Annotated in this window: 16 protein-coding genes and 2 tRNA genes; 15 read left to right on the plus strand and 3 right to left on the minus strand. The window is 58.5% G+C overall.

All coding sequences use genetic code 11. The annotated features are described in order from the left end of the window. The first annotated feature begins 151 nt into the window (after positions 1 to 151). From CYR52_RS15725 to yjfF, 6 genes are all read left to right on the plus strand, one after another. A tRNA-Asp gene (locus CYR52_RS15725) sits at positions 152 to 228 on the plus strand. 8 nt (positions 229 to 236) lie between these two features. Then, positions 237 to 312: transfer RNA gene (locus tag CYR52_RS15730), tRNA-Trp, on the plus strand. 446 nt (positions 313 to 758) lie between these two features. Then, complete coding sequence (gene ytfQ / locus CYR52_RS15735; protein ID WP_072931218.1) at positions 759 to 1,715, plus strand: galactofuranose ABC transporter, galactofuranose-binding protein YtfQ; 957 nt, start codon at positions 759 to 761, stop codon at positions 1,713 to 1,715. 79 nt (positions 1,716 to 1,794) lie between these two features. Next, positions 1,795 to 3,300 (plus strand): galactofuranose ABC transporter, ATP-binding protein YtfR, encoded by a 1,506-nt coding sequence (gene ytfR / locus CYR52_RS15740; RefSeq protein ID WP_072931230.1) that lies wholly within the window; start codon positions 1,795 to 1,797, stop codon positions 3,298 to 3,300. 9 nt (positions 3,301 to 3,309) lie between these two features. Then, a complete protein-coding gene (gene ytfT / locus CYR52_RS15745; protein WP_101828915.1) occupies positions 3,310 to 4,329 on the plus strand; it encodes a galactofuranose ABC transporter, ATP-binding protein YtfT in 1,020 nt (339 codons plus the stop codon). Then, entirely contained in the window at positions 4,329 to 5,327 is a 999-nt protein-coding gene (yjfF, locus tag CYR52_RS15750; RefSeq protein WP_072931234.1) for a galactofuranose ABC transporter, permease protein YjfF, read from the plus strand. The genes ytfT and yjfF overlap by 1 nt, the downstream gene beginning before the upstream one ends. Here the strand turns inward: yjfF and hdfR are convergent. Then, complete coding sequence (gene hdfR, locus CYR52_RS15755) at positions 5,324 to 6,151, minus strand: HTH-type transcriptional regulator HdfR (RefSeq protein ID WP_072931444.1); 828 nt, start codon at positions 6,149 to 6,151, stop codon at positions 5,324 to 5,326. The two genes, yjfF and hdfR, sit on opposite strands and share 4 nt — an antisense overlap. A gap of 119 nt (positions 6,152 to 6,270) precedes the next feature. On the opposite strand from hdfR, the gene CYR52_RS15760 reads away from it, so the two are divergent. Next, the gene (locus tag CYR52_RS15760; RefSeq protein WP_072931236.1) at positions 6,271 to 6,609 is read left to right on the plus strand and encodes a MaoP family protein; all 339 of its coding nucleotides are present in this window, start codon (positions 6,271 to 6,273) and stop codon (positions 6,607 to 6,609) included. 37 nt (positions 6,610 to 6,646) lie between these two features. Here CYR52_RS15760 and CYR52_RS15765 read toward each other — a convergent pair whose 3' ends face one another. Then, a complete protein-coding gene (locus tag CYR52_RS15765) occupies positions 6,647 to 8,170 on the minus strand; it encodes a YifB family Mg chelatase-like AAA ATPase (RefSeq protein WP_101828916.1) in 1,524 nt (507 codons plus the stop codon). Positions 8,171 to 8,492: 322 nt separating this feature from the next. On the opposite strand from CYR52_RS15765, the gene CYR52_RS15770 reads away from it, so the two are divergent. From CYR52_RS15770 to ilvA, 7 genes are all read left to right on the plus strand, one after another. Then, a complete protein-coding gene (locus tag CYR52_RS15770) occupies positions 8,493 to 9,749 on the plus strand; it encodes an MFS transporter (RefSeq protein ID WP_072931240.1) in 1,257 nt (418 codons plus the stop codon). Between the two features lie 133 nt (positions 9,750 to 9,882). Next, positions 9,883 to 9,981, plus strand: coding sequence for an ilv operon leader peptide (ilvL, locus tag CYR52_RS15775; RefSeq protein ID WP_072931242.1), 99 nt, complete (start codon positions 9,883 to 9,885; stop codon positions 9,979 to 9,981). Positions 9,982 to 10,122: 141 nt separating this feature from the next. After that, on the plus strand, positions 10,123 to 11,769 hold the full coding sequence (gene ilvG / locus CYR52_RS15780) for an acetolactate synthase 2 catalytic subunit (RefSeq protein WP_101828917.1): 1,647 nt from the start codon (positions 10,123 to 10,125) through the stop codon (positions 11,767 to 11,769). Next, entirely contained in the window at positions 11,766 to 12,023 is a 258-nt protein-coding gene (gene ilvM / locus CYR52_RS15785) for an acetolactate synthase 2 small subunit (RefSeq protein WP_072931246.1), read from the plus strand. Before ilvG ends, ilvM begins: the two co-directional genes overlap by 4 nt. Before the next feature lie 21 nt (positions 12,024 to 12,044). Beyond that, positions 12,045 to 12,974: a branched-chain amino acid transaminase gene (locus CYR52_RS15790; RefSeq protein ID WP_072931248.1), complete on the plus strand. Its 930-nt coding sequence runs from the start codon at positions 12,045 to 12,047 to the stop codon at positions 12,972 to 12,974. Positions 12,975 to 13,041: 67 nt separating this feature from the next. Next, on the plus strand, positions 13,042 to 14,892 hold the full coding sequence (gene ilvD / locus CYR52_RS15795) for a dihydroxy-acid dehydratase (RefSeq protein WP_101828918.1): 1,851 nt from the start codon (positions 13,042 to 13,044) through the stop codon (positions 14,890 to 14,892). A 3-nt stretch (positions 14,893 to 14,895) separates the two neighbouring features. Next, positions 14,896 to 16,440 carry a threonine ammonia-lyase, biosynthetic gene (gene ilvA, locus CYR52_RS15800; RefSeq protein WP_072931252.1) on the plus strand — a complete coding sequence of 515 codons (1,545 nt, stop codon included), beginning with the start codon at positions 14,896 to 14,898 and terminating at the stop codon, positions 16,438 to 16,440. 50 nt (positions 16,441 to 16,490) lie between these two features. Here ilvA and ilvY read toward each other — a convergent pair whose 3' ends face one another. Continuing rightward, on the minus strand, positions 16,491 to 17,372 hold the full coding sequence (gene ilvY, locus CYR52_RS15805) for an HTH-type transcriptional activator IlvY (RefSeq protein ID WP_072931253.1): 882 nt from the start codon (positions 17,370 to 17,372) through the stop codon (positions 16,491 to 16,493). Positions 17,373 to 17,561: 189 nt separating this feature from the next. On the opposite strand from ilvY, the gene ilvC reads away from it, so the two are divergent. Continuing rightward, entirely contained in the window at positions 17,562 to 19,040 is a 1,479-nt protein-coding gene (ilvC, locus tag CYR52_RS15810; RefSeq protein WP_072931255.1) for a ketol-acid reductoisomerase, read from the plus strand. Positions 19,041 to 19,053 lie beyond the last annotated feature (13 nt).

The following is a 19,053-nucleotide window of genomic DNA, read 5'->3' on the forward strand; positions in this document are numbered from 1 at the left end:
CAGAAGTGAAACGCCGTAGCGCCGATGGTAGTGTGGGGTCTCCCCATGCGAGAGTAGGGAACTGCCAGGCATCAAATTAAAGCCCTGCTGAAAGGCAGGCAAGTGACACCGGTTAACAGAATGACCTCTCTGTTAACGTAAAAGAATCGGTGGTGCGGTAGTTCAGTCGGTTAGAATACCGGCCTGTCACGCCGGGGGTCGCGGGTTCGAGTCCCGTCCGCACCGCCACCCTATTTAGGGGCGTAGTTCAATTGGTAGAGCACCGGTCTCCAAAACCGGGTGTTGGGAGTTCGAGTCTCTCCGCCCCTGCCAGATAAAAACCCTTCGTGTATACGAAGGGTTTTTTTTCGCCTGTCGATCGGCAACCGCATATTTTCTCCTTCTCCTTCTCCTTCCTTTTCTCTCTCCTTTTGTCTTAGTCTCCTTTTCTTCTCGTTTTCCCTTTTTACTCCGTCTACCAGCTCAAGCCTTCATTATTTCCTGAGCGGAATCGTTCCCTTTTTAGCCTGTTTTCGCTGAAAACATGTACGAATTGATTGTTCTATAGGGATGTGATCAGGCTCATTATTCATTTTTTCCTATGTACTACAACTAAGCATCATCCTGAGTCAGTGTGCCAGTTGAAACGGGCAGGGCTAAGCCCACTCATATTGCCTGAAGCCAGAATGTCAGGCCCTCACTGAGCGATGAAAGTCTGCTGTACCCCCCACACATCACAATAACAGCGTAGCCAAAGACTACCCGCGAGGAGAAGAATTATGTACAGGCGATTACTGATAGCAGCTGCTGTTGCATCCACGCTCTGTGGCGCAGCGCAGGCTGCCCCATTGGTTGTAGGTTTTTCCCAGATAGGATCAGAATCAGGATGGCGCTCCGCTGAGACAAAAGTCTCGAAGCTGGAGGCAGAGAAGCGTGGCATTACCCTGAAAATTGCCGATGCGCAGCAGAAACAAGAGAACCAAATCAAAGCCATTCGTTCATTCATTGCACAGGGTGTTGATGCCATTTTCATTGCCCCTGTGGTCGCCACCGGCTGGGCGCCGGTATTAACTGAAGCCAAAGAAGCCAATATTCCGGTCTTCCTGCTCGACCGTACCATTGAGGTGAGTGACCCTTCGCTTTATACCGCGGCTATCGCCTCAGACAGCGTGCACGAAGGTGAAGTAGCGGGTCAGTGGTTGGTTAAGGAAGCCGCCGGTAAGCCGTGTAATGTTGTGGAATTACAGGGAACCGTGGGGGCCAGTGTCGCCATTAACCGTAAGAAAGGGTTTGCTGAAGGCATTGCCTCTGCGCCAGGGATCAAAATTATCCGCTCTCAGTCCGGCGACTTTACCCGCAGTAAGGGCAAAGAAGTCATGGAAAGCTTTATCAAGGCCGAGCAAAACGGCAAAAACATCTGTGCGGTCTACGCGCATAACGATGACATGGCCATTGGCGCAATACAGGCCATTAAAGAAGCCGGCCTGAAGCCGGGTTCACAAATCAAAATTGTCTCTATTGATGGCGTGCCTGACATCTACAAAGCCATGCTGAATGGCGAGGCCAATGCCTCGGTAGAGCTGACGCCAAATATGGCCGGCCCGGCATTTGATGCGCTGCTGGCAATGAAGAAAAACGGCACCCAACCGCCAAAATTTATCCAGACGGCGTCAACGCTGATGCTGCCGGATACGGCGCAAGAAGAGTATGACCAAAAGAAAAATATGGGTTACTGAGTGCTGAGCCGGTACCGCCTGCGGTACCGGCTTTTTTCACCATAGGTTGCACTGACACCAGGGCGCACAGAGGTAAGCGATGGAAAATCCGCACACTGAACCTTTGCTTGAGATTCGCGGCTTATCCGTTGAATTCCCAGGCGTGAAAGCATTGCAGCAGGTTGATTTTACGTTAGACCGCGGCGAGATTGTGGCGCTGCTGGGCGAAAACGGCGCCGGTAAATCGACGCTCATCAAAGCGTTAACCGGCGTTTATCGCCGCGCAGAAGGAACCATCCGGCTCGAGGGCCAATTCATTGATCCTGTCAGTACTGCTCAGGCGCAAGCGCTCGGTATTGGCACGGTTTATCAGGAAGTCAATTTACTGCCGAATATCTCCGTGGCAGCCAATTTGTTTATCGGCCGGGAGCCTACCCGCTTTGGCATGGTCAATCAGGCACGTATGGAACGCCAGGCAGAGACATTGTTGGAAAGCTATGGGCTGCATCTGGACGTCAGCCAGCCGTTGTCTGTCTATTCGATTGCAATACAACAGATTGTGGCCATTGCCCGCGCGGTTGATCTGTCGGCGAAAGTGCTGATTCTGGATGAGCCGACCGCCAGCCTGGATGCCAAAGAGGTCAGCATGTTACTGGAGATCCTGGCGCAACTGCGGGATCGCGGTGTCGCGATGATCTTCGTTACCCATTTCCTCGATCAGGTATACCGCATCAGCGATCGCATCACGGTATTGCGTAATGGCGCGCTGGTCGGCACCCGTGCCACGGCGGCGTTGCCCCGGCTGGAACTGGTGCAGATGATGCTGGGCCATAGCTTTGATGAGGCGTTACTGAAAAGGGCTGACCATGCGCCGGCACAGGGGGCACCGTGGGTAGAGTTTACCGGCTACGGCCGCCGGGGCGTGGTAGAGAATTTTGATCTTACGGTGCGGCCTGGCGAGATTGTCGGGCTGGCAGGGTTACTGGGTTCCGGCCGCACGGAAACGGCACAACTGATTTTTGGCATCCGGAAATATGACTCCGGCCGGGCGAAAGTGCAGGGGCGGGCGGTGAAGGTGAATACCCCACGTAAAGCGGCCAGGCTCGGCTTTGGTTATTGCCCGGAAGATCGTAAAACAGACGGCATCGTAGGGGCGGCGACGGTGCGTGAAAATATCATTCTGGCTCTACAGGCACAGCGGGGCTGGCTACGTCCGATCCCGTTTAAAGAACAACAGCAGATTGCGGCCGACTTCATCAAACTGCTCGGCATCCGCACCCCCGGGCCGGAACAGGAGATCCAATACCTTTCCGGCGGCAACCAGCAAAAAGTCCTGCTTTCCCGTTGGCTGGCGACCCGGCCCAAATTCCTGATTCTGGATGAACCCACCCGCGGGATTGACGTCGGTGCTCATGCGGAGATTATCCGGCTGATTGAAAAGCTGTGTGCTGATGGGCTGGCGCTGCTGGTGATTTCATCTGAACTTGAGGAGCTGGCTGGGTATGCGGATCGGGTGGTGGTGCTGCGCGATCGGCGACATATCACCACCATTGAGCATGATGAGATCAGTGTTCCGGCCATTATGAAAGCCATTGCCGTGCAATAGGAGCCCGCCATGAACCACAGGAGCGTACCAATGACAGGCACTCCCCGCAAAATTCGCTGGGTTATCCCTAAAGGCGCTACGCAGTTTGGCGCGCTGGCGATTATTTTGCTGATAGACAGCCTGGTCGCCCCGCATTTTTTCTCTGTTCACATTCAGGATGGCCGCCTGTTCGGCAGCCTGGTCGACATTTTTAACCGTGGTGCGCCGGTGGCCTTGCTGGCGTTGGGAATGACTCTGGTGATTGCCACCGGCGGCATCGATCTTTCAGTCGGTGCCGTGATGGCGATAGCCGGGGCCACCGCCGCAACCCTGACCAGTGCCGGGCAGCCGCTGGCTGTGGTGCTGCCGGCCGCGTTGGCGGTGGGGGCGCTGTGTGGGTTATGGAATGGTTTTCTGGTGGCGGTTTTACAGATTCAGCCCATCGTCGCCACCCTGATGCTGATGGTCGCCGGGCGCGGCATTGCCCAGCTGATCACACAAGGGCAGATCGTCACCTTTGATGGCGGCACCTTCTCCCATCTGGGCAGCGGTGCGCTTTTCTACCTGCCGATGCCGATTATCATCGCCGCCGTCATGTTATTGGCCGTATGGCTGTTGACCCGCAAAACGGCACTCGGGCTGTTTATTGAATCCGTGGGGATTAACCTGCGTTCTGCATACAACGCGGGGGTCAATACCCGGCTGGTGTTGGTTGCGGTGTATGTGATTTGTGGGATCTGTGCCGCAGTGGCGGGGGTTATCGTCACGGCGGATATCCGCGGGGCGGACGCCAATAATGCCGGGTTATGGCTGGAGCTGGATGCGATTCTGGCCGTGGTCATTGGCGGCGGCTCGCTGCTTGGCGGGCGCTTTAACCTGCTGCTCTCCGTGATTGGCGCCCTGATCATTCAGGGTATGAACACCGGCATTCTGCTTTCCGGTTTTAAACCGGAGTTTAACCTGGTGCTGAAAGCGGTAGTGGTGCTGGCCGTTCTGGTGGTGCAGTCGCCGCGCGTCTCCCTGCGTGGCCTGTTACGGAGAAAACCCTGATGCTGAAACGTAATCTTCCGCTATTAATCACCATCGTGGTGTTTATCCTGGGGTATGCCTACTGCCTGACCCAGTTCCCTGGTTTTGCCTCAACCCGCGTCATGGGGGATCTGCTGACCGACAACGCATTTCTGGGCATCGTCGCGGTCGGCATGACGTTTGTTATCCTGTCCGGCGGTATTGATCTGTCGGTCGGCTCAGTGATTGCCTTTACCGGTGTGCTGTTGGCTAAACTGATTGGCGATATGGGGATTAACCCCTTTGCCGCGTTTGGCATCGTGCTGGTGATGGGCGCGCTGTTTGGCGGGGTGATGGGATGGATTATCGACACGCTGAAACTGCCGGCCTTTATCATTACGCTGGCCGGGATGTTCTTTATCCGCGGCATGAGTTTCATCGTCTCTGAGGAATCCATTCCCATTGATCACCCGGTCTATACCACGCTTGCCAGCTATGCCTGGAAAATGCCGGGCGGCGGCCGTTTTACGTTACTGGCGCTGGTGATGTTAATCGTCGTGGGGATCGGTATCGTGCTGGCGCACCGCACCCGTTTCGGCAATAACGTGTACGCCATCGGCGGCAATGCGCATTCTGCGGGCCTGATGGGCGTGCCGGTACGCAAAACCACCATCTATATCTACATGCTCTCCAGCACACTGGCGGTATTGTCCGGCATTGTGTTTTCGCTCTATACGTCGGCAGGCTACGCGCTGGCGGCCAGCGGTGTAGAGCTGGATGCGATAGCCGCGGTAGTGATTGGCGGTACGTTACTGAGCGGGGGCGTGGGCACCGTGCTGGGCAGCCTGTTCGGCGTGATGATTCAGGGCCTGATTCAGACGTACATCACCTTTGACGGCACCCTCAGTTCCTGGTGGACCAAAATCGTGATCGGGATTCTGCTGTTTGTCTTTATCGGCATGCAAAAAGGCATGAACGTCTTCTGGATTGCCCGGCGGGCCAGGCTGCGTCATCCCCGTCCTGACGCGGCAGCGTCTTAGACTTCGGTCTGTACCGGCGTTTTCAGCAACAGCCGGATCAGCGCCTGCTGATCGCTGTTTTGCAGCCACACCGCATACAGGGGGCGGACGAGGGTAGGGATATCGTCGTTCACCTCCAGTTTCGGGTAGAGGCGTGCCCAGTGGCTGGGCAGGAAAGCACATCCCCCCGTGGTTTCAACCAGTTGGCGGGTCAGATGGGCAGAGGTGGTGGTTAACATCGGTTCCTGATCGTTTGAAATGATCCGGCTCTCATGCTGGGTAAAATCTGCGCCCCATTCCAGCCGGATGTAATTTCTGCGGGAGGGCGGGCCGTTCTGCAAGCCGGTAAAAAGACGTAACGAAAAATTACCCATCAGCTGGCTCGCCAGCTCATCCATTTTCGGCTGTTCTGTGGTGATCAGCAGATCCAATTCCCGTTCATGCAGCTGTTTAACCAGAGAATGGCGTAACGCCACCCTGGCCTCCAGCTGTAGCGCGCTGTGCGTCTGATAGAGGGTTTGCAGCCAGGGCGTGAGAAACGCTTCCCATAGTGAGGCCGTCGCACCAATGGACAGCTCCGCATGTTGCAGGGAGCGCACCACCTCTTTCTTGGCCTGCTGCCAGGTACTCATCAGGCTTTCCGCATAGGGAAGCAGCCGCTCACCGGCCGGCGTCAAACGGATGTTATTACGATGACGGGTGAACAGATTGGCACCCAGCTGGTTTTCAAGCTGACGGATACGAAAACTTACCGCAGATTGTGTCAAATACAGTGATTCCGCCGCGCGACCAAAATGGCGAGTTCTACTGACCTCCAGAAAGGTTTTCAGTAATTCCGTGTCCACACCCATCTCCAAAATTTTTTGTCGTATAGATTTAAATGTTTTGTTTTACACAATGTCAAGCCTAACTAATACTCCGCGCCATAAACAGCACGGCCATGAATGAATTAGGAGCGTGTCAGATGGCGGAAAGCTTCACCACGACAAATCGTTTTTTTGATAACAAACACTATCCGCGCGGGTTCTCCCGCCACGGCGATTTCACCATTAAAGAGGCGCAATTGCTAGAGCGCCACGGCTTCGCGTTCAACGAGCTGGATTTGGGAAAACGCGACCCGGTGACTGATGAAGAAGTGCAGTTTCTGGCGGTCTGTCGCGGCGAGCGCGAGCCGGCGACGGAGGCTGAGAAGGTCTGGACTAAATACGTAACCCGTATCCGCCGCCCGAAACGCTTCCATACTCTGTCGGGCGGCAAGCCGCAAATGGATACCGTCGAAGACTACACCGAAAGCGACGATTAATACTCAACGGGGCCTGCGCCCCGTTTTTATTTGCCCGCTATTCACTCTGCTGATGCAGTGTTAAGAGTAGTCGATCCATACAGCGATAGCTGAGCGCTTCCGCGAGATGTGAACGCTGAAGGGCAGGTGCACCTGCCAGATCGGCAATGGTTCTTGCCACTTTCAAAATACGGTGCCAGGCGCGCACTGATAACCCCAGTTTGGTTAACACGTTTTCCAGAAATTGTGCGTCCTCTGATGACAGCGCGCAAAAGCGATCAATTTCATGGCTGTTGAGCTGTGCATTGATTTTGCCCGCCCGCGTCAGTTGCACTTCGCGCGCAGCCATCACCCGCAGGCGGACGTCCCGGCTCGTCTCCCCCGGCGGACGCGTGCGGCTCAGGGTGCCCGGCGGCAGCAACGGCACTTCAATCGACAAGTCAAACCGGTCGAGAAAGGGGCCGGAAAGGCGGCCGAGGTAACGCAGCACCTGCTGGGAAGACGTGCGGTGGTGCAGGCCCTGATAGTTGCCGGTCGGGCTGGGGTTCATGGCGGCAATCAGTTGTACGCGGGCCGGGAAGCAGACCTTCGCCCGTGTCCGTGAAACGGCAATCTCGCCGGATTCCAGCGGCTCACGCAGGGCATCCAGCACCCGGCGTTCAAATTCCGGCAACTCATCCAGAAACAGCACGCCGTTATGGGCCAGCGAAATTTCGCCCGGCCGCGGCAGGGAACCACCGCCCACCAGTGCCGCCATTGACGAACTATGGTGAGGGGCGCGAAAAGGGCGCGTGCGCCACGCCCGCGCATTGCCGCCCACTTCCACCAGGCTGGCGACCGCACTGCTCTCCAGCGCCTCCTGATCGGTCAGCGGCGGCAACAGCCCATTCAGGCGACAGGCCAGCATACTTTTCCCGGTGCCGGGCGGCCCCAGCAACAGCAGGTTATGGCCACCGGCGGCGGCGATCTCCAGCGCCCGTTTCGCCTGCTCCTGACCAATAATGTCATTCAGGTCGGGGGTATCGCTCTCTGCCTCCTGGGGCGGCAACGGTGCCACAGCCGGTAACGTGGTGTCACCCGCCAGAAAGTGGCACACCTGTAACAGATCCCTGGCGATCAGCGCCTGCCCCGGTGCGATCAGTGTCATTTCAGCGGCGTTATCTGCAGGCAGAATTAATTGCCGCCCGGCTTTCACCGCTTCCAGCGCCGCCGGAATGGCCCCATTCACACCACGCAAATCCCCTGAGAGCGCCAGTTCACCCAGAAACTCATAGCGGGACAGCGTATCTGCCGCTAACTGCCCTGAAGCGACCAGAATGGCCAGCGCAATCGGCAGATCGTAACGGCCGCCCTCTTTGGGCAGATCAGCCGGGGCCAGATTCACCGTGATGCGCTTCGCCGGAAAAGCAAAACCGCTGTTGATCAGGGCACTGCGCACCCGATCACGCGCTTCTTTTACTGTGGTTTCCGGCAGGCCGACCAACGTCAGGGCAGGCAACCCGTTGCTGATATGTACTTCAACGGTGACGTCAGGTGCCTGTACGCCCAGGGTCGCGCGGGTCGCGACAACGGCCAGAGCCATAATGCCTCCTTGCAAAAAGCGCATCATCGCGCCGCCTTCGTGTCATGGATAGCAGCAACCTCGTATCCTGGAACCCGTCTGCCGGAAAAAACTCGTACATCAGCCGGTTACCCGGTTTTCCTGAGAGCCGCATTCCAATGGGCAATACTCGCTAACAGATCCTCGCGCGCTGAAACAAATTAGCCTCCTAATTATCTTGGCAGCCGGACGCCGGGCGTGTATTTAACAATTAGAAAACATATGGCGGTAAAAAATAACATCTCAGGCGCGCCCTGATCCGGGGCAGCGCTCCTCACGCGGTACGCTATAAAAGGGATATCTCATGTTTGGATGGTCACCCCAGCAACGTAATGTTGCTATCGCCAGCTTCCTGAGCTGGACGCTGGATGCGTTTGATTTTTTTGTGCTGGTGTTTCTGCTCAGCGATATCGCGCAGGCGTTCCAGGTTGATATTAAACAGGTAACGTTGGCGATCCTGCTGACACTGGCAGTCCGGCCGATAGGCGCGCTGTTGTTTGGACGGGCAGCGGAGCGTTTTGGCCGTAAGCCGGTGCTGATGGTCAATATCCTGTTCTTTTCTGCGTTTGAACTCTGCTCCGCGGCGTCCCCCTCTCTGGCCTTTTTTCTGGTACTGCGGGTACTGTATGGCGTTGCGATGGGCGGTATCTGGGGTGTGGCCTCGTCACTGGCGATGGAAACCATCCCTGATCGCTCACGCGGGCTGATGTCCGGTATTTTTCAGGCCGGTTACCCGTTCGGTTACCTGCTGGCGGCAGTGATTTACGGCCTCTGTTTTGAGGCCGTCGGCTGGCGAGGTATGTTCATTATCGGTGCCGTTCCCCTGCTTTTGCTGCCTTTTATCTACTTTTGCGTGCAGGAGTCGCCGGTCTGGCTTGCCGCCAGGGCGCGTCATGAGAGCACGGCGCTGCTGCCGGTGCTCAAAACGCACTGGCGTTTGTGCGCTTATCTGGTGCTGCTGATGGCCGCCTTCAATTTCTTCAGCCACGGCACGCAGGATCTCTACCCGGCTTTCCTGAAAGTTCAGCACGGTTTCACCCCGCAATTGGTCAGTATCATCGCCGTTGCCTACAACATCGCGTCCATTATGGGCGGGGTATTTTTTGGCGTGTTATCAGAAAAAATCGGCCGTAAAAAAGCCATTATCATCGCCGCGTTGCTGGCTTTGCCGGTCATTCCCTTGTGGGCCTTTTCCGGCGGCAGCTGGATGCTGGGGATGGGCGCGTTCCTGATGCAATTCATGGTGCAGGGCGCGTGGGGTGTGGTGCCGAGTTACCTGACGGAGCTGGTGCCGCCGAATACCAGAGCGGTGCTGCCGGGCTTCGTTTATCAGCTGGGTAACCTGATCGCCTCGGTCAATGCCACCTTGCAGGCGTACATCGCTGAAAGCCACGGCGGCAATTATGGGCTGGCGATGGCTATCGTCGCCGGGACGGTCGCCATCGTGATTGCGGTGCTGGTCGCATTGGGGCGTGATACCCGTGGGCAGGCCCTGAACCGTGATGTTGCAAAAAATTCATCTGGAAAAAGTGTGGCTACCCATTCAGGGATGAGCCATTGATTTTCAAACTAATTATTTAGACGCTTCCGGCGGGCTGGTGAATAGTCACGCAAAAAAAGTATTGTCATCGTTTAAGCGCCTGTGATAACTCTGTAGACATTAATTCGACAGATGAAGAGTGTCAGACCCGTATATGAAAGCCCTGTTCCAGGTAGTTAGCCTAGTCGTGATTAGCGTGGTGGTGATTATTATCCCACCGTGCGGGGCTGCACTTGGACGAAGAAAGGCTTAGAAAACAAGTCTGAAACTGAAGAGAACCCCCGCACCGTCAGGTCCGGGGGTTTTTTTATGGCCGGTGAAAAGTGAAGCGAGGACAGAAGATGAACAACAGCATAAAATTCTGCGCTTCCCGCAGTAAGGCGGGGGAATAACTATGAATGGTGCACAGTGGGTTGTACAAGCGTTGCGCGCACAGGAAGTGGACACGGTATTCGGCTACCCCGGCGGAGCCATCATGCCGGTGTACGATGCATTGTATGACGGCGGTGTAGAACACCTGCTGTGTCGCCATGAGCAAGGCGCTGCGATGGCAGCAATCGGCTATGCCCGCGCCACCGGCAAAGTCGGGGTGTGCATTGCCACTTCCGGCCCCGGCGCAACTAACCTGATCACCGGCCTGGCCGATGCGCTGCTCGACTCCATCCCGGTGGTCGCCATCACCGGCCAGGTTGGGTCCGCGCTGATCGGCACCGATGCCTTCCAGGAAATCGACGTGCTGGGCCTGTCGCTGGCCTGCACCAAACACAGTTTCCTGGTGGAATCACTGGACGCGCTGCCGGGCATCATCGCTGAAGCCTTCGCTATCGCCGCGGGCGGCCGCCCCGGCCCGGTACTGATTGATATCCCTAAAGATATCCAGCTGGCCGTCGGTGATCTGACGCCGCACCTGATGCCGGTCGAAGAGCAGCAGGTTCACCCGGCAGCCGAACTGGCGCAGGCACGTGAGATGCTGGCGCAGGCGCGCCAGCCGATGCTGTACGTCGGCGGCGGTGTCGGTATGGCGCAGGCGGTACCGGCCTTACGCGCCTTTATCGCGGAAACCGGCATCCCGGCGGTCGTGACCCTGAAAGGGCTGGGCGCGCCGGATGCGGACCACCCGTGCTATCTCGGGATGCTCGGGATGCACGGCACCAAAGCCGCCAACCTGGCAGTACAGGCGTGTGACCTGCTGATCGCCGTCGGCGCGCGCTTTGATGACCGCGTCACCGGCAAACTGAACTCGTTCGCCCCGCACGCCAAGGTCATCCACATGGACATCGACCCGGCGGAAATGAACAAACTGCGCCAGGCGCATGTGGCATTACAAGGCGACCTGAATACCTTGCTGCCTGCCCTGCAACAGCCGCTGGAGATTGACGGCTGGCGTCAGGAGGTCATGGCGCTGAAAGCGGCCAATGGCTGGCGTTACGATCACCCCGGCGACGCCATTTACGCGCCGCTGTTCCTGAAACAGCTTTCTGACCGCAAACCCGCAGACACCGTCGTCACCACGGACGTCGGCCAGCACCAGATGTGGGCCGCCCAGCACATGACGTTCCGGCGCCCGGAGAATTTCATCACCTCCAGCGGGCTGGGCACCATGGGCTTTGGCGTCCCGGCCGCCGTCGGCGCGCAGGTCGCCCGCCCGGACGCCACGGTCATCTGCGTGTCTGGTGACGGCTCGTTCATGATGAACGTACAGGAGCTGGGCACCATCAAGCGCAAGCAACTGCCGCTGAAAATTGTGCTGATCGACAACCAGCGGTTGGGCATGGTGCGGCAGTGGCAGGAGCTGTTCTTTGAGAGCCGCTTCAGTGAAACCAACCTGTCCGATAACCCCGACTTCCTGATGCTGGCCGCCGCCTTCGGCATCCCCGGCCAGCGTATCAGCCGTAAAGAAGAAGTGGATGCCGCCCTGGACGCCCTGTACCGCAGCGAAGGGCCGTATCTGCTCCAGGTTTCCATCGACGAAAACGAGAACGTCTGGCCGCTGGTGCCGCCGGGCGCCGGTAACGAATCTATGTTGGAGAAAATGTCATGATGCAACATCAGGTATCCATTCAGGCCCGCTTCCGCCCCGAGATGTTAGAACGTGTCCTGCGCGTGGTGCGCCACCGTGGTTTTCAGGTCTGCGCGATGAACATGGGCCAGACCGGCAACAGCGACAACATTAATATCGAATTGACCGTTGCCAGCCAGCGGCCGGTGGATCTACTGTCTAGTCAGTTACGCAAACTAATGGACGTCGCCTGCGTCGAAATCCAACAACACACATCACAACAAATACGCGCCTGAAGCGTCAGAGGGAAAAGAAGCATGACTAAGAAAGCGGATTATATTTGGTTCAATGGCGAGATGGTTCCGTGGGCAGAGGCCAAAGTACACGTGATGTCCCATGCCCTGCATTACGGTACGTCTGTCTTTGAAGGCGTGCGTTGCTACCAGACCCATAACGGCCCGGCGATTTTCCGCCACCGCGAACATATGCAGCGCCTGCGTGACTCCGCCAAAATTTACCGCCTGCCGGTTTCCCAGAGCGTGGATGAGCTGATGGAAGCCTGCCGCGCGACCCTGCGTAAAAACAACCTGACCAGCGCCTACATCCGCCCGCTGGTGTTTGTGGGCGATGTCGGCATGGGGGTTAACCCGCCGGATAATTACCAGACCGATGTGATCATCGCGGCCTTCCCGTGGGGCGCGTATCTGGGTGAAGAGGCGCTGGACCAGGGCATCGATGCCATGGTTTCTTCCTGGAACCGCGTAGCCGCCAACACCATCCCGACCGGCGCGAAAGCGGGCGGTAACTACCTCTCCTCCCTGCTGGTGGGCAGCGAAGCGCGCCGCCACGGTTACCAGGAAGGGATCGCGCTGGACGTGCACGGCTATGTTTCTGAAGGCGCAGGCGAAAACCTGTTTGAAGTCAAAGACGGCATCCTGTTCACCCCGCCGTTCACCTCGTCCGCCCTGCCGGGCATCACCCGTGACGCCATCATCAAGCTGGCGAAAGATCTGGGCATCGAAGTGCGCGAACAGGTGCTGTCGCGTGAATCCCTGTATCTGGCAGACGAAGTGTTTATGTCCGGTACCGCAGCGGAAATCACCCCGGTGCGCAGCGTGGACGGCATTCAGGTTGGCATCGGCAAATGCGGCCCGGTCACCAAGCGCATCCAGCAAGCCTTCTTTGGCCTGTTCACCGGTGAAACCGAAGATAAATATGGCTGGCTCGATCCGGTCAACCCGCAGTAACGCCGACTAAAAAAAACAGCAGGCGGCCGTTCCCCGCCTGCGTATCAGAATAACTGGAGTAATGAGCATGCCTAAGTACCGTTCCGCTACCACCACCCACGGCCGTAACATGGCCGGTGCCCGCGCGCTGTGGCGCGCAACCGGGATGACCGACGACGATTTCGGTAAGCCGATTATCGCGGTGGTCAACTCTTTCACGCAGTTTGTGCCGGGCCACGTCCACCTGCGCGATCTGGGTAAGCTGGTGGCAGAACAGATCGAAGCCTCCGGCGGTGTGGCCAAAGAGTTCAACACCATTGCCGTGGATGACGGCATCGCCATGGGCCACGGCGGTATGCTCTACTCACTGCCTTCGCGTGAACTGATCGCGGACTCCGTGGAGTACATGGTCAACGCACACTGTGCGGACGCGATGGTCTGTATCTCCAACTGCGACAAAATTACCCCAGGGATGCTGATGGCCGCCCTGCGGCTGAATATTCCGGTGATCTTTGTTTCCGGCGGCCCGATGGAAGCCGGGAAAACCAAGCTCTCCGACAAAATCATCAAGCTGGATTTGATCGACGCGATGATTCAGGGCGCCAACCCGAAAGTCTCCGACGAAGAGAGCGCGCAGATCGAGCGCTCAGCCTGCCCGACCTGCGGCTCCTGTTCCGGCATGTTCACCGCCAACTCCATGAACTGCCTGACCGAAGCGCTGGGTCTGTCACAGCCGGGCAACGGTTCGCTGCTGGCCACCCACGCTGACCGCAAAGAACTGTTTCTGAAAGCCGGTGAGCGCATCGTCGGCCTGGCGAAACGGTATTACGAGCACGATGATGAGAGCGTGTTGCCGCGCAGCATCGCCAACAAAGCCGCGTTTGAAAACGCCATGACGCTGGACATCGCGATGGGCGGCTCCACCAACACCGTGCTGCACCTGCTGGCCGCCGCGCAGGAAGGCGAAGTCGATTTCACCATGACCGACATCGATCGCCTGTCGCGCAAAGTGCCGCACCTCTGCAAAGTCGCGCCGAGTACGCCGAAATACCATATGGAAGATGTGCACCGCGCCGGCGGCGTGATCGGCATCCTCGGCGAGCTGGACCGTGCCGGGCTGCTGAACCGCGAAGTGAATAACGTCCTGATGCAGACCCTGCCGCAGACGCTGGCCGAGTATGACGTGATGGTGACCGACAACGCCGAGGTGAAAAAGATGTTCGCCGCCGGCCCGGCCGGCATCCGCACCACCCAGGCATTCTCGCAGGATTGCCGCTGGCCGACGCTGGACACCGACCGTAAAGAGGGCTGCATCCGCACCCGCGAGCACGCGTTCAGCCAGGATGGCGGGCTGGCGGTGCTGTACGGCAACATCGCGGAAGATGGCTGCATCGTGAAAACCGCCGGGGTAGAGAAAGAGAGCCTGACCTTCCGCGGCCCGGCCAAAGTCTACGAAAGCCAGGATGATGCAGTAGAAGCGATCCTCGGCGGCAAAGTGGTGGCCGGTGACGTGGTGGTGATCCGTTACGAAGGGCCGAAAGGCGGGCCGGGGATGCAGGAGATGCTCTACCCGACCACGTACCTGAAATCGATGGGCCTGGGCAAAAGCTGTGCGCTGATCACCGATGGCCGCTTCTCCGGCGGCACCTCCGGCCTCTCTATCGGCCACGTGTCGCCGGAAGCGGCGAGCGGCGGCCTGATCGCCCTGGTGCAGGACGGCGACATCATCGACATCGACATCCCTGGCCGCAGCATCGCCCTGGATGTGGCAGACAGCGAACTGGCGGCGCGGCGTGAGTCGGAAACGGCCCGCGGTGACGCCGCCTGGACGCCGAAAGCGCGTGTACGCCAGGTCTCTTATGCCTTGCGGGCCTATGCGACGCTCGCCACCAGCGCCGACAAAGGCGCAGTCCGTGATAAGAGCAAGCTGGGAGGCTGATTCATGGCGGTATCACAACCTTTGCCCGATGCCCCGTGCGGCGCGGAATACCTGAGGGCGGTGCTGCGCGCACCGGTCTATGAAGTGGCGCAGGTCACCCCTTTGCAGGTGATGGACAAAATTTCCGCCCGGCTGGGCAATACCGTGCTGGTGAAACGTGAGGATCGCCAGCCGGTACACAGCTTCAAGTTACGCGGCGCGTATTCGATGATCGCCGGGTTGACGCAGGAACAGAAAGCGCGCGGCGTGGTAACGGCCTCGGCCGGTAACCATGCGCAGGGCGTGGCACTCTCCGCCACACGTGGCGGGATTAAGTCATTGATTGTGATGCCGGTAGCGACCGCCGACATTAAAGTGGACGCGGTGCGCAGCTTCGGCGGCGAGGTACTGCTGCACGGCGCTAATTTCGACGAGGCCAAAGCGCGGGCGATTGAGCTGTCGCAACAGCAGGGCATGACCTTTGTGCCGCCGTTTGACCACCCGGCGGTGATTGCCGGGCAGGGCACGCTGGCGATGGAATTGCTGCAACAGGACGCACACCTCGACCGGGTGTTCGTGCCGGTGGGCGGCGGCGGGCTGGCGGCCGGTGTCGCGGTACTGATCAAACAACTGATGCCGCAGATCAAAGTGATTGGCGTGGAAGCGGCGGACTCCGCCTGTTTACGCGCCGCGCTGGATGCCGGGGAACCGGTGGATTTGCCGCGCGTCGGGCTGTTTGCCGAAGGGGTGGCAGTGAAGCGCATCGGCAATGAGACGTTCCGGCTCTGCCGGGAGTATCTCGACGATGTGATCACCGTTGACAGTGACGCCATCTGCGCCGCAGTCAAAGATCTGTTCGAGGATGTGCGGGCGATTGCCGAGCCGTCCGGCGCGCTGGCGCTGGCCGGGATGAAGAAATATGTGCAGCAGCACAATATTCAGGGCGAGCGGCTGGCGCATGTGCTGTCGGGGGCCAACCTCAATTTCCACGGCCTGCGTTATGTCTCTGAGCGTTGTGAACTGGGCGAGCAGCGTGAAGCGCTGCTGGCGGTGACCATCCCGGAGCAGAAGGGCAGCTTCCTGAAATTCTGCCAGTTGCTCGGCGGCCGTTCCGTCACGGAGTTCAACTACCGCTATGCCGATGCCGATAATGCCTGCATTTTTGTGGGGGTGCGGCTGACGCGCGGCTCTCTGGAGCGGCAGGAGATCCTCGACGATCTCAGCGCCGGTGGCTACAAGGTGGTGGATCTTTCAGATGATGAAATGGCCAAGCTGCATGTGCGCTACATGGTCGGCGGCCGCCCAAGCAAACCGCTGCGCGAGCGCCTTTACAGCTTTGAATTCCCGGAATCACCGGGCGCACTGCTGAAATTCCTGCATACCCTCGGCACCCACTGGAACATCTCACTGTTCCACTACCGCAGCCACGGCACAGATTACGGCCGGGTACTGGCGGCGTTTGAGCTGGGTGAGCAGGAGCCGGAATTTGACCGCCACCTGACGGCGCTCGGCTACGACTGCCACGACGAAACCAACAACCCGTCGTTCCGCTTTTTCCTGGCGGGCTAGCATGGCTTAACCGCATAAACGGGTCGCTCAGGCGGCCCGTTTTTTTTGGCTTACAGCAGCCCCCAGAACGCCTCAATCAGCGTTTCGCTCAGCCGTTTTTTCTGCACGCAAACCCCCAGTTCAAACGGTGCGACCAGCGAAATATGGTCCAGCACCGAGATGCGGCTGCGCACCGGCTCCGGGCTGTTATCCAGCACCACGTCCGGGATCAGCGCAATGCCGCACCCCAGCGCCACCATCGACACAATCGCCTCATGCCCTGACACTGTGGCGTAAATCTGTGGGTTGGTGATGTGGTGGCGGCGGAACCATAAATCGATGCGGCGGCGTGCCGGGCCATGTTCCGGCAGGATAAACGGAATCTGTGACCAGTCAGGTTGCGGCTCTGAGGCCTGGCTGCGCACTGCGCCCGGCAGCGCCGGGGCGATCAGCACCAGCGGGATCTCGCCGATTTTGGTAAAGCCGATGCTGGTGGGCAGTGCTTCCGGCCGCCCGGCAATGCCGAGGTCGGCCTCGTTGGATTGCACCTTCTGTACCGCGTCGGCGGCGTCGCCGGTGGTCAGCTTGATTTCTACCAACGGGTATTTGGCACGGAAGCGATCAAGGATCGGCGGCAGGTGGCTGTAGGCCGCCGTCACTGAGCAGAACAGCCGCAGCTCGCCGGTCAGCGTCGGCCCTTTCTGCCCCAGCGCGTGGCGCAACTGCTGGTATTGCAGCAACGTTTGCTGGGCGAACCCGCGCACCTGTTCACCGGCATCGGTAAGTTGCACGGTGCGGTTGTCGCGCAGGAACAGCGGCTGGCCGATGCTCTCCTCCAGACGTTGGATCTGGCGTGACAGCGTGGACGGGCTGACATGCATCGCTTTGGCGGTGCGGCCGAAATGGCGGCTTTCAGTCAGGTGCAGGAACAGTTTCAGGTCACGGATATCCATAGGGCAGTTGTCAGGCTCCTGGCAGGGGTGTGAAGGCGGTCACATGTTGCAGTTTATGCAATGACAGATTCGTAATATATCAATTTAAGCAATGCGCGGCATAGCCTATAGTGGATTTCAACGAATTCCCCCCCACAGAGAGGGGGAAGTGAAAAAAACAGCGAACACAACATCAAACGGAGTCTGACCATGGCTAATTACTTCAACACCCTGAACCTGCGCCAGCAGCTGGCCCAATTGGGTAAATGTCGCTTTATGTCCCGCGACGAATTTGCCGACGAAGCCGGCTACCTGAAAGGGAAAAAAGTGGTGATTGTGGGCTGTGGTGCACAGGGCCTTAACCAGGGCCTGAACATGCGCGACTCCGGCCTGGACATCGCCTATGCCCTGCGTCAGGAAGCGATTAACGAAAAACGCGCCTCCTGGCGTAAAGCGACAGAAAACGGCTTCAAGGTCGGCACCTATGAAGAGCTGATCCCACAGGCTGATCTGGTGGTTAACCTGACCCCGGACAAACAGCACAGCGCGGTCGTCAAAGCCGTACAGCCGCTGATGAAAGAGGGTGCGGCACTGGGCTACTCCCACGGCTTCAACATCGTGGAAGTGGGTGAGCAGATCCGTAAAGACATCACCGTTGTGATGGTGGCGCCGAAGTGCCCCGGTACCGAAGTGCGTGAAGAGTACAAACGCGGCTTTGGCGTACCGACGCTTATCGCCGTTCACCCGGAAAATGACCCGAAAGGTGAAGGCATGGCGATCGCCAAGGCGTGGGCTGCCGCGACCGGCGGCCACCGCGCCGGCGTGCTGGAATCCTCTTTTGTGGCCGAAGTGAAATCTGACCTGATGGGTGAGCAGACCATCCTGTGCGGCATGTTGCAGGCCGGTTCGCTGCTCTGCTTTGACAAACTGGTGGCAGACGGCACTGACCCGGCCTACGCAGAAAAACTGATTCAGTTCGGCTGGGAAACCATCACCGAAGCGCTGAAGCAGGGCGGCATCACCCTGATGATGGACCGCCTCTCCAACCCGGCGAAACTGCGTGCCAATGCGCTGTCTGAACAGCTGAAAGGCATCATGGCACCGCTGTTCCAGAAACATATGGATGACATCATCTCCGGCGAATTCTCCAGCGGCATGATGGCGGACTGGGCGGCAGACGATGTGAAACTGCTGACCTGGCGTGAAGAGACCGGCGCGACCGCGTTTGAGAATGCGCCGCAGCAAGAGGGCAAAATTGATGAGCAGGAGTACTTCGACCACGGCGTGCTGATGATCGCGATGGTGAAAGCCGGGGTTGAGCTGGCGTTTGAAACCATGGTCGATGCCGGGATCATTGAAGAATCCGCTTACTACGAATCGCTGCACGAGCTGCCGCTGATCGCCAATACCGTGGCCCGCAAGCGCCTGTATGAGATGAACGTGGTGATCTCCGACACCGCCGAGTACGGCAACTACCTGTTCGCCAACGCAGCCGTACCGCTGCTGAAAGAGAAATTCATGGCCTCGCTGCAAACCGGCGATCTGGGCACCTCGGTGGCCGGCACCGCGGTAGACAACGCGCAACTGCGTGACGTCAACGAAGCGATCCGCAACCACCCGATCGAATCGGTGGGCCGCAAACTGCGTGGTTACATGACGGACATGAAACGCATCGCCGTCGCCGGCTAACCACGGCGCAAAC

The organism is Chimaeribacter arupi, assembly GCF_002858805.1.
Lineage (GTDB): Bacteria > Pseudomonadota > Gammaproteobacteria > Enterobacterales > Enterobacteriaceae > Chimaeribacter > Chimaeribacter arupi.

Bases quoted from the DNA above. Each gene is read 5' to 3' on its own strand.
- CYR52_RS15790 (WP_072931248.1), top strand. From the start codon at position 12,045: ATGACTAAGAAAGCGGATTATATTTGGTTCAATGGCGAGATGGTTCCG.
- ilvM (WP_072931246.1), top strand. From the start codon at position 11,766: ATGATGCAACATCAGGTATCCATTCAGGCCCGCTTCCGCCCCGAGATG.
- CYR52_RS15765 (WP_101828916.1), bottom strand. From the start codon at position 8,170: ATGGCTCTGGCCGTTGTCGCGACCCGCGCGACCCTGGGCGTACAGGCA.
- ilvC (WP_072931255.1), top strand. From the start codon at position 17,562: ATGGCTAATTACTTCAACACCCTGAACCTGCGCCAGCAGCTGGCCCAA.
- ytfT (WP_101828915.1), top strand. From the start codon at position 3,310: ATGAACCACAGGAGCGTACCAATGACAGGCACTCCCCGCAAAATTCGC.
- ilvL (WP_072931242.1), top strand. From the start codon at position 9,883: ATGAAAGCCCTGTTCCAGGTAGTTAGCCTAGTCGTGATTAGCGTGGTG.
- yjfF (WP_072931234.1), top strand. From the start codon at position 4,329: ATGCTGAAACGTAATCTTCCGCTATTAATCACCATCGTGGTGTTTATC.
- ytfR (WP_072931230.1), top strand. From the start codon at position 1,795: ATGGAAAATCCGCACACTGAACCTTTGCTTGAGATTCGCGGCTTATCC.
- ilvG (WP_101828917.1), top strand. From the start codon at position 10,123: ATGAATGGTGCACAGTGGGTTGTACAAGCGTTGCGCGCACAGGAAGTG.
- ilvD (WP_101828918.1), top strand. From the start codon at position 13,042: ATGCCTAAGTACCGTTCCGCTACCACCACCCACGGCCGTAACATGGCC.
- ilvY (WP_072931253.1), bottom strand. From the start codon at position 17,372: ATGGATATCCGTGACCTGAAACTGTTCCTGCACCTGACTGAAAGCCGC.
- CYR52_RS15760 (WP_072931236.1), top strand. From the start codon at position 6,271: ATGGCGGAAAGCTTCACCACGACAAATCGTTTTTTTGATAACAAACAC.
- CYR52_RS15770 (WP_072931240.1), top strand. From the start codon at position 8,493: ATGTTTGGATGGTCACCCCAGCAACGTAATGTTGCTATCGCCAGCTTC.
- ilvA (WP_072931252.1), top strand. From the start codon at position 14,896: ATGGCGGTATCACAACCTTTGCCCGATGCCCCGTGCGGCGCGGAATAC.
- ytfQ (WP_072931218.1), top strand. From the start codon at position 759: ATGTACAGGCGATTACTGATAGCAGCTGCTGTTGCATCCACGCTCTGT.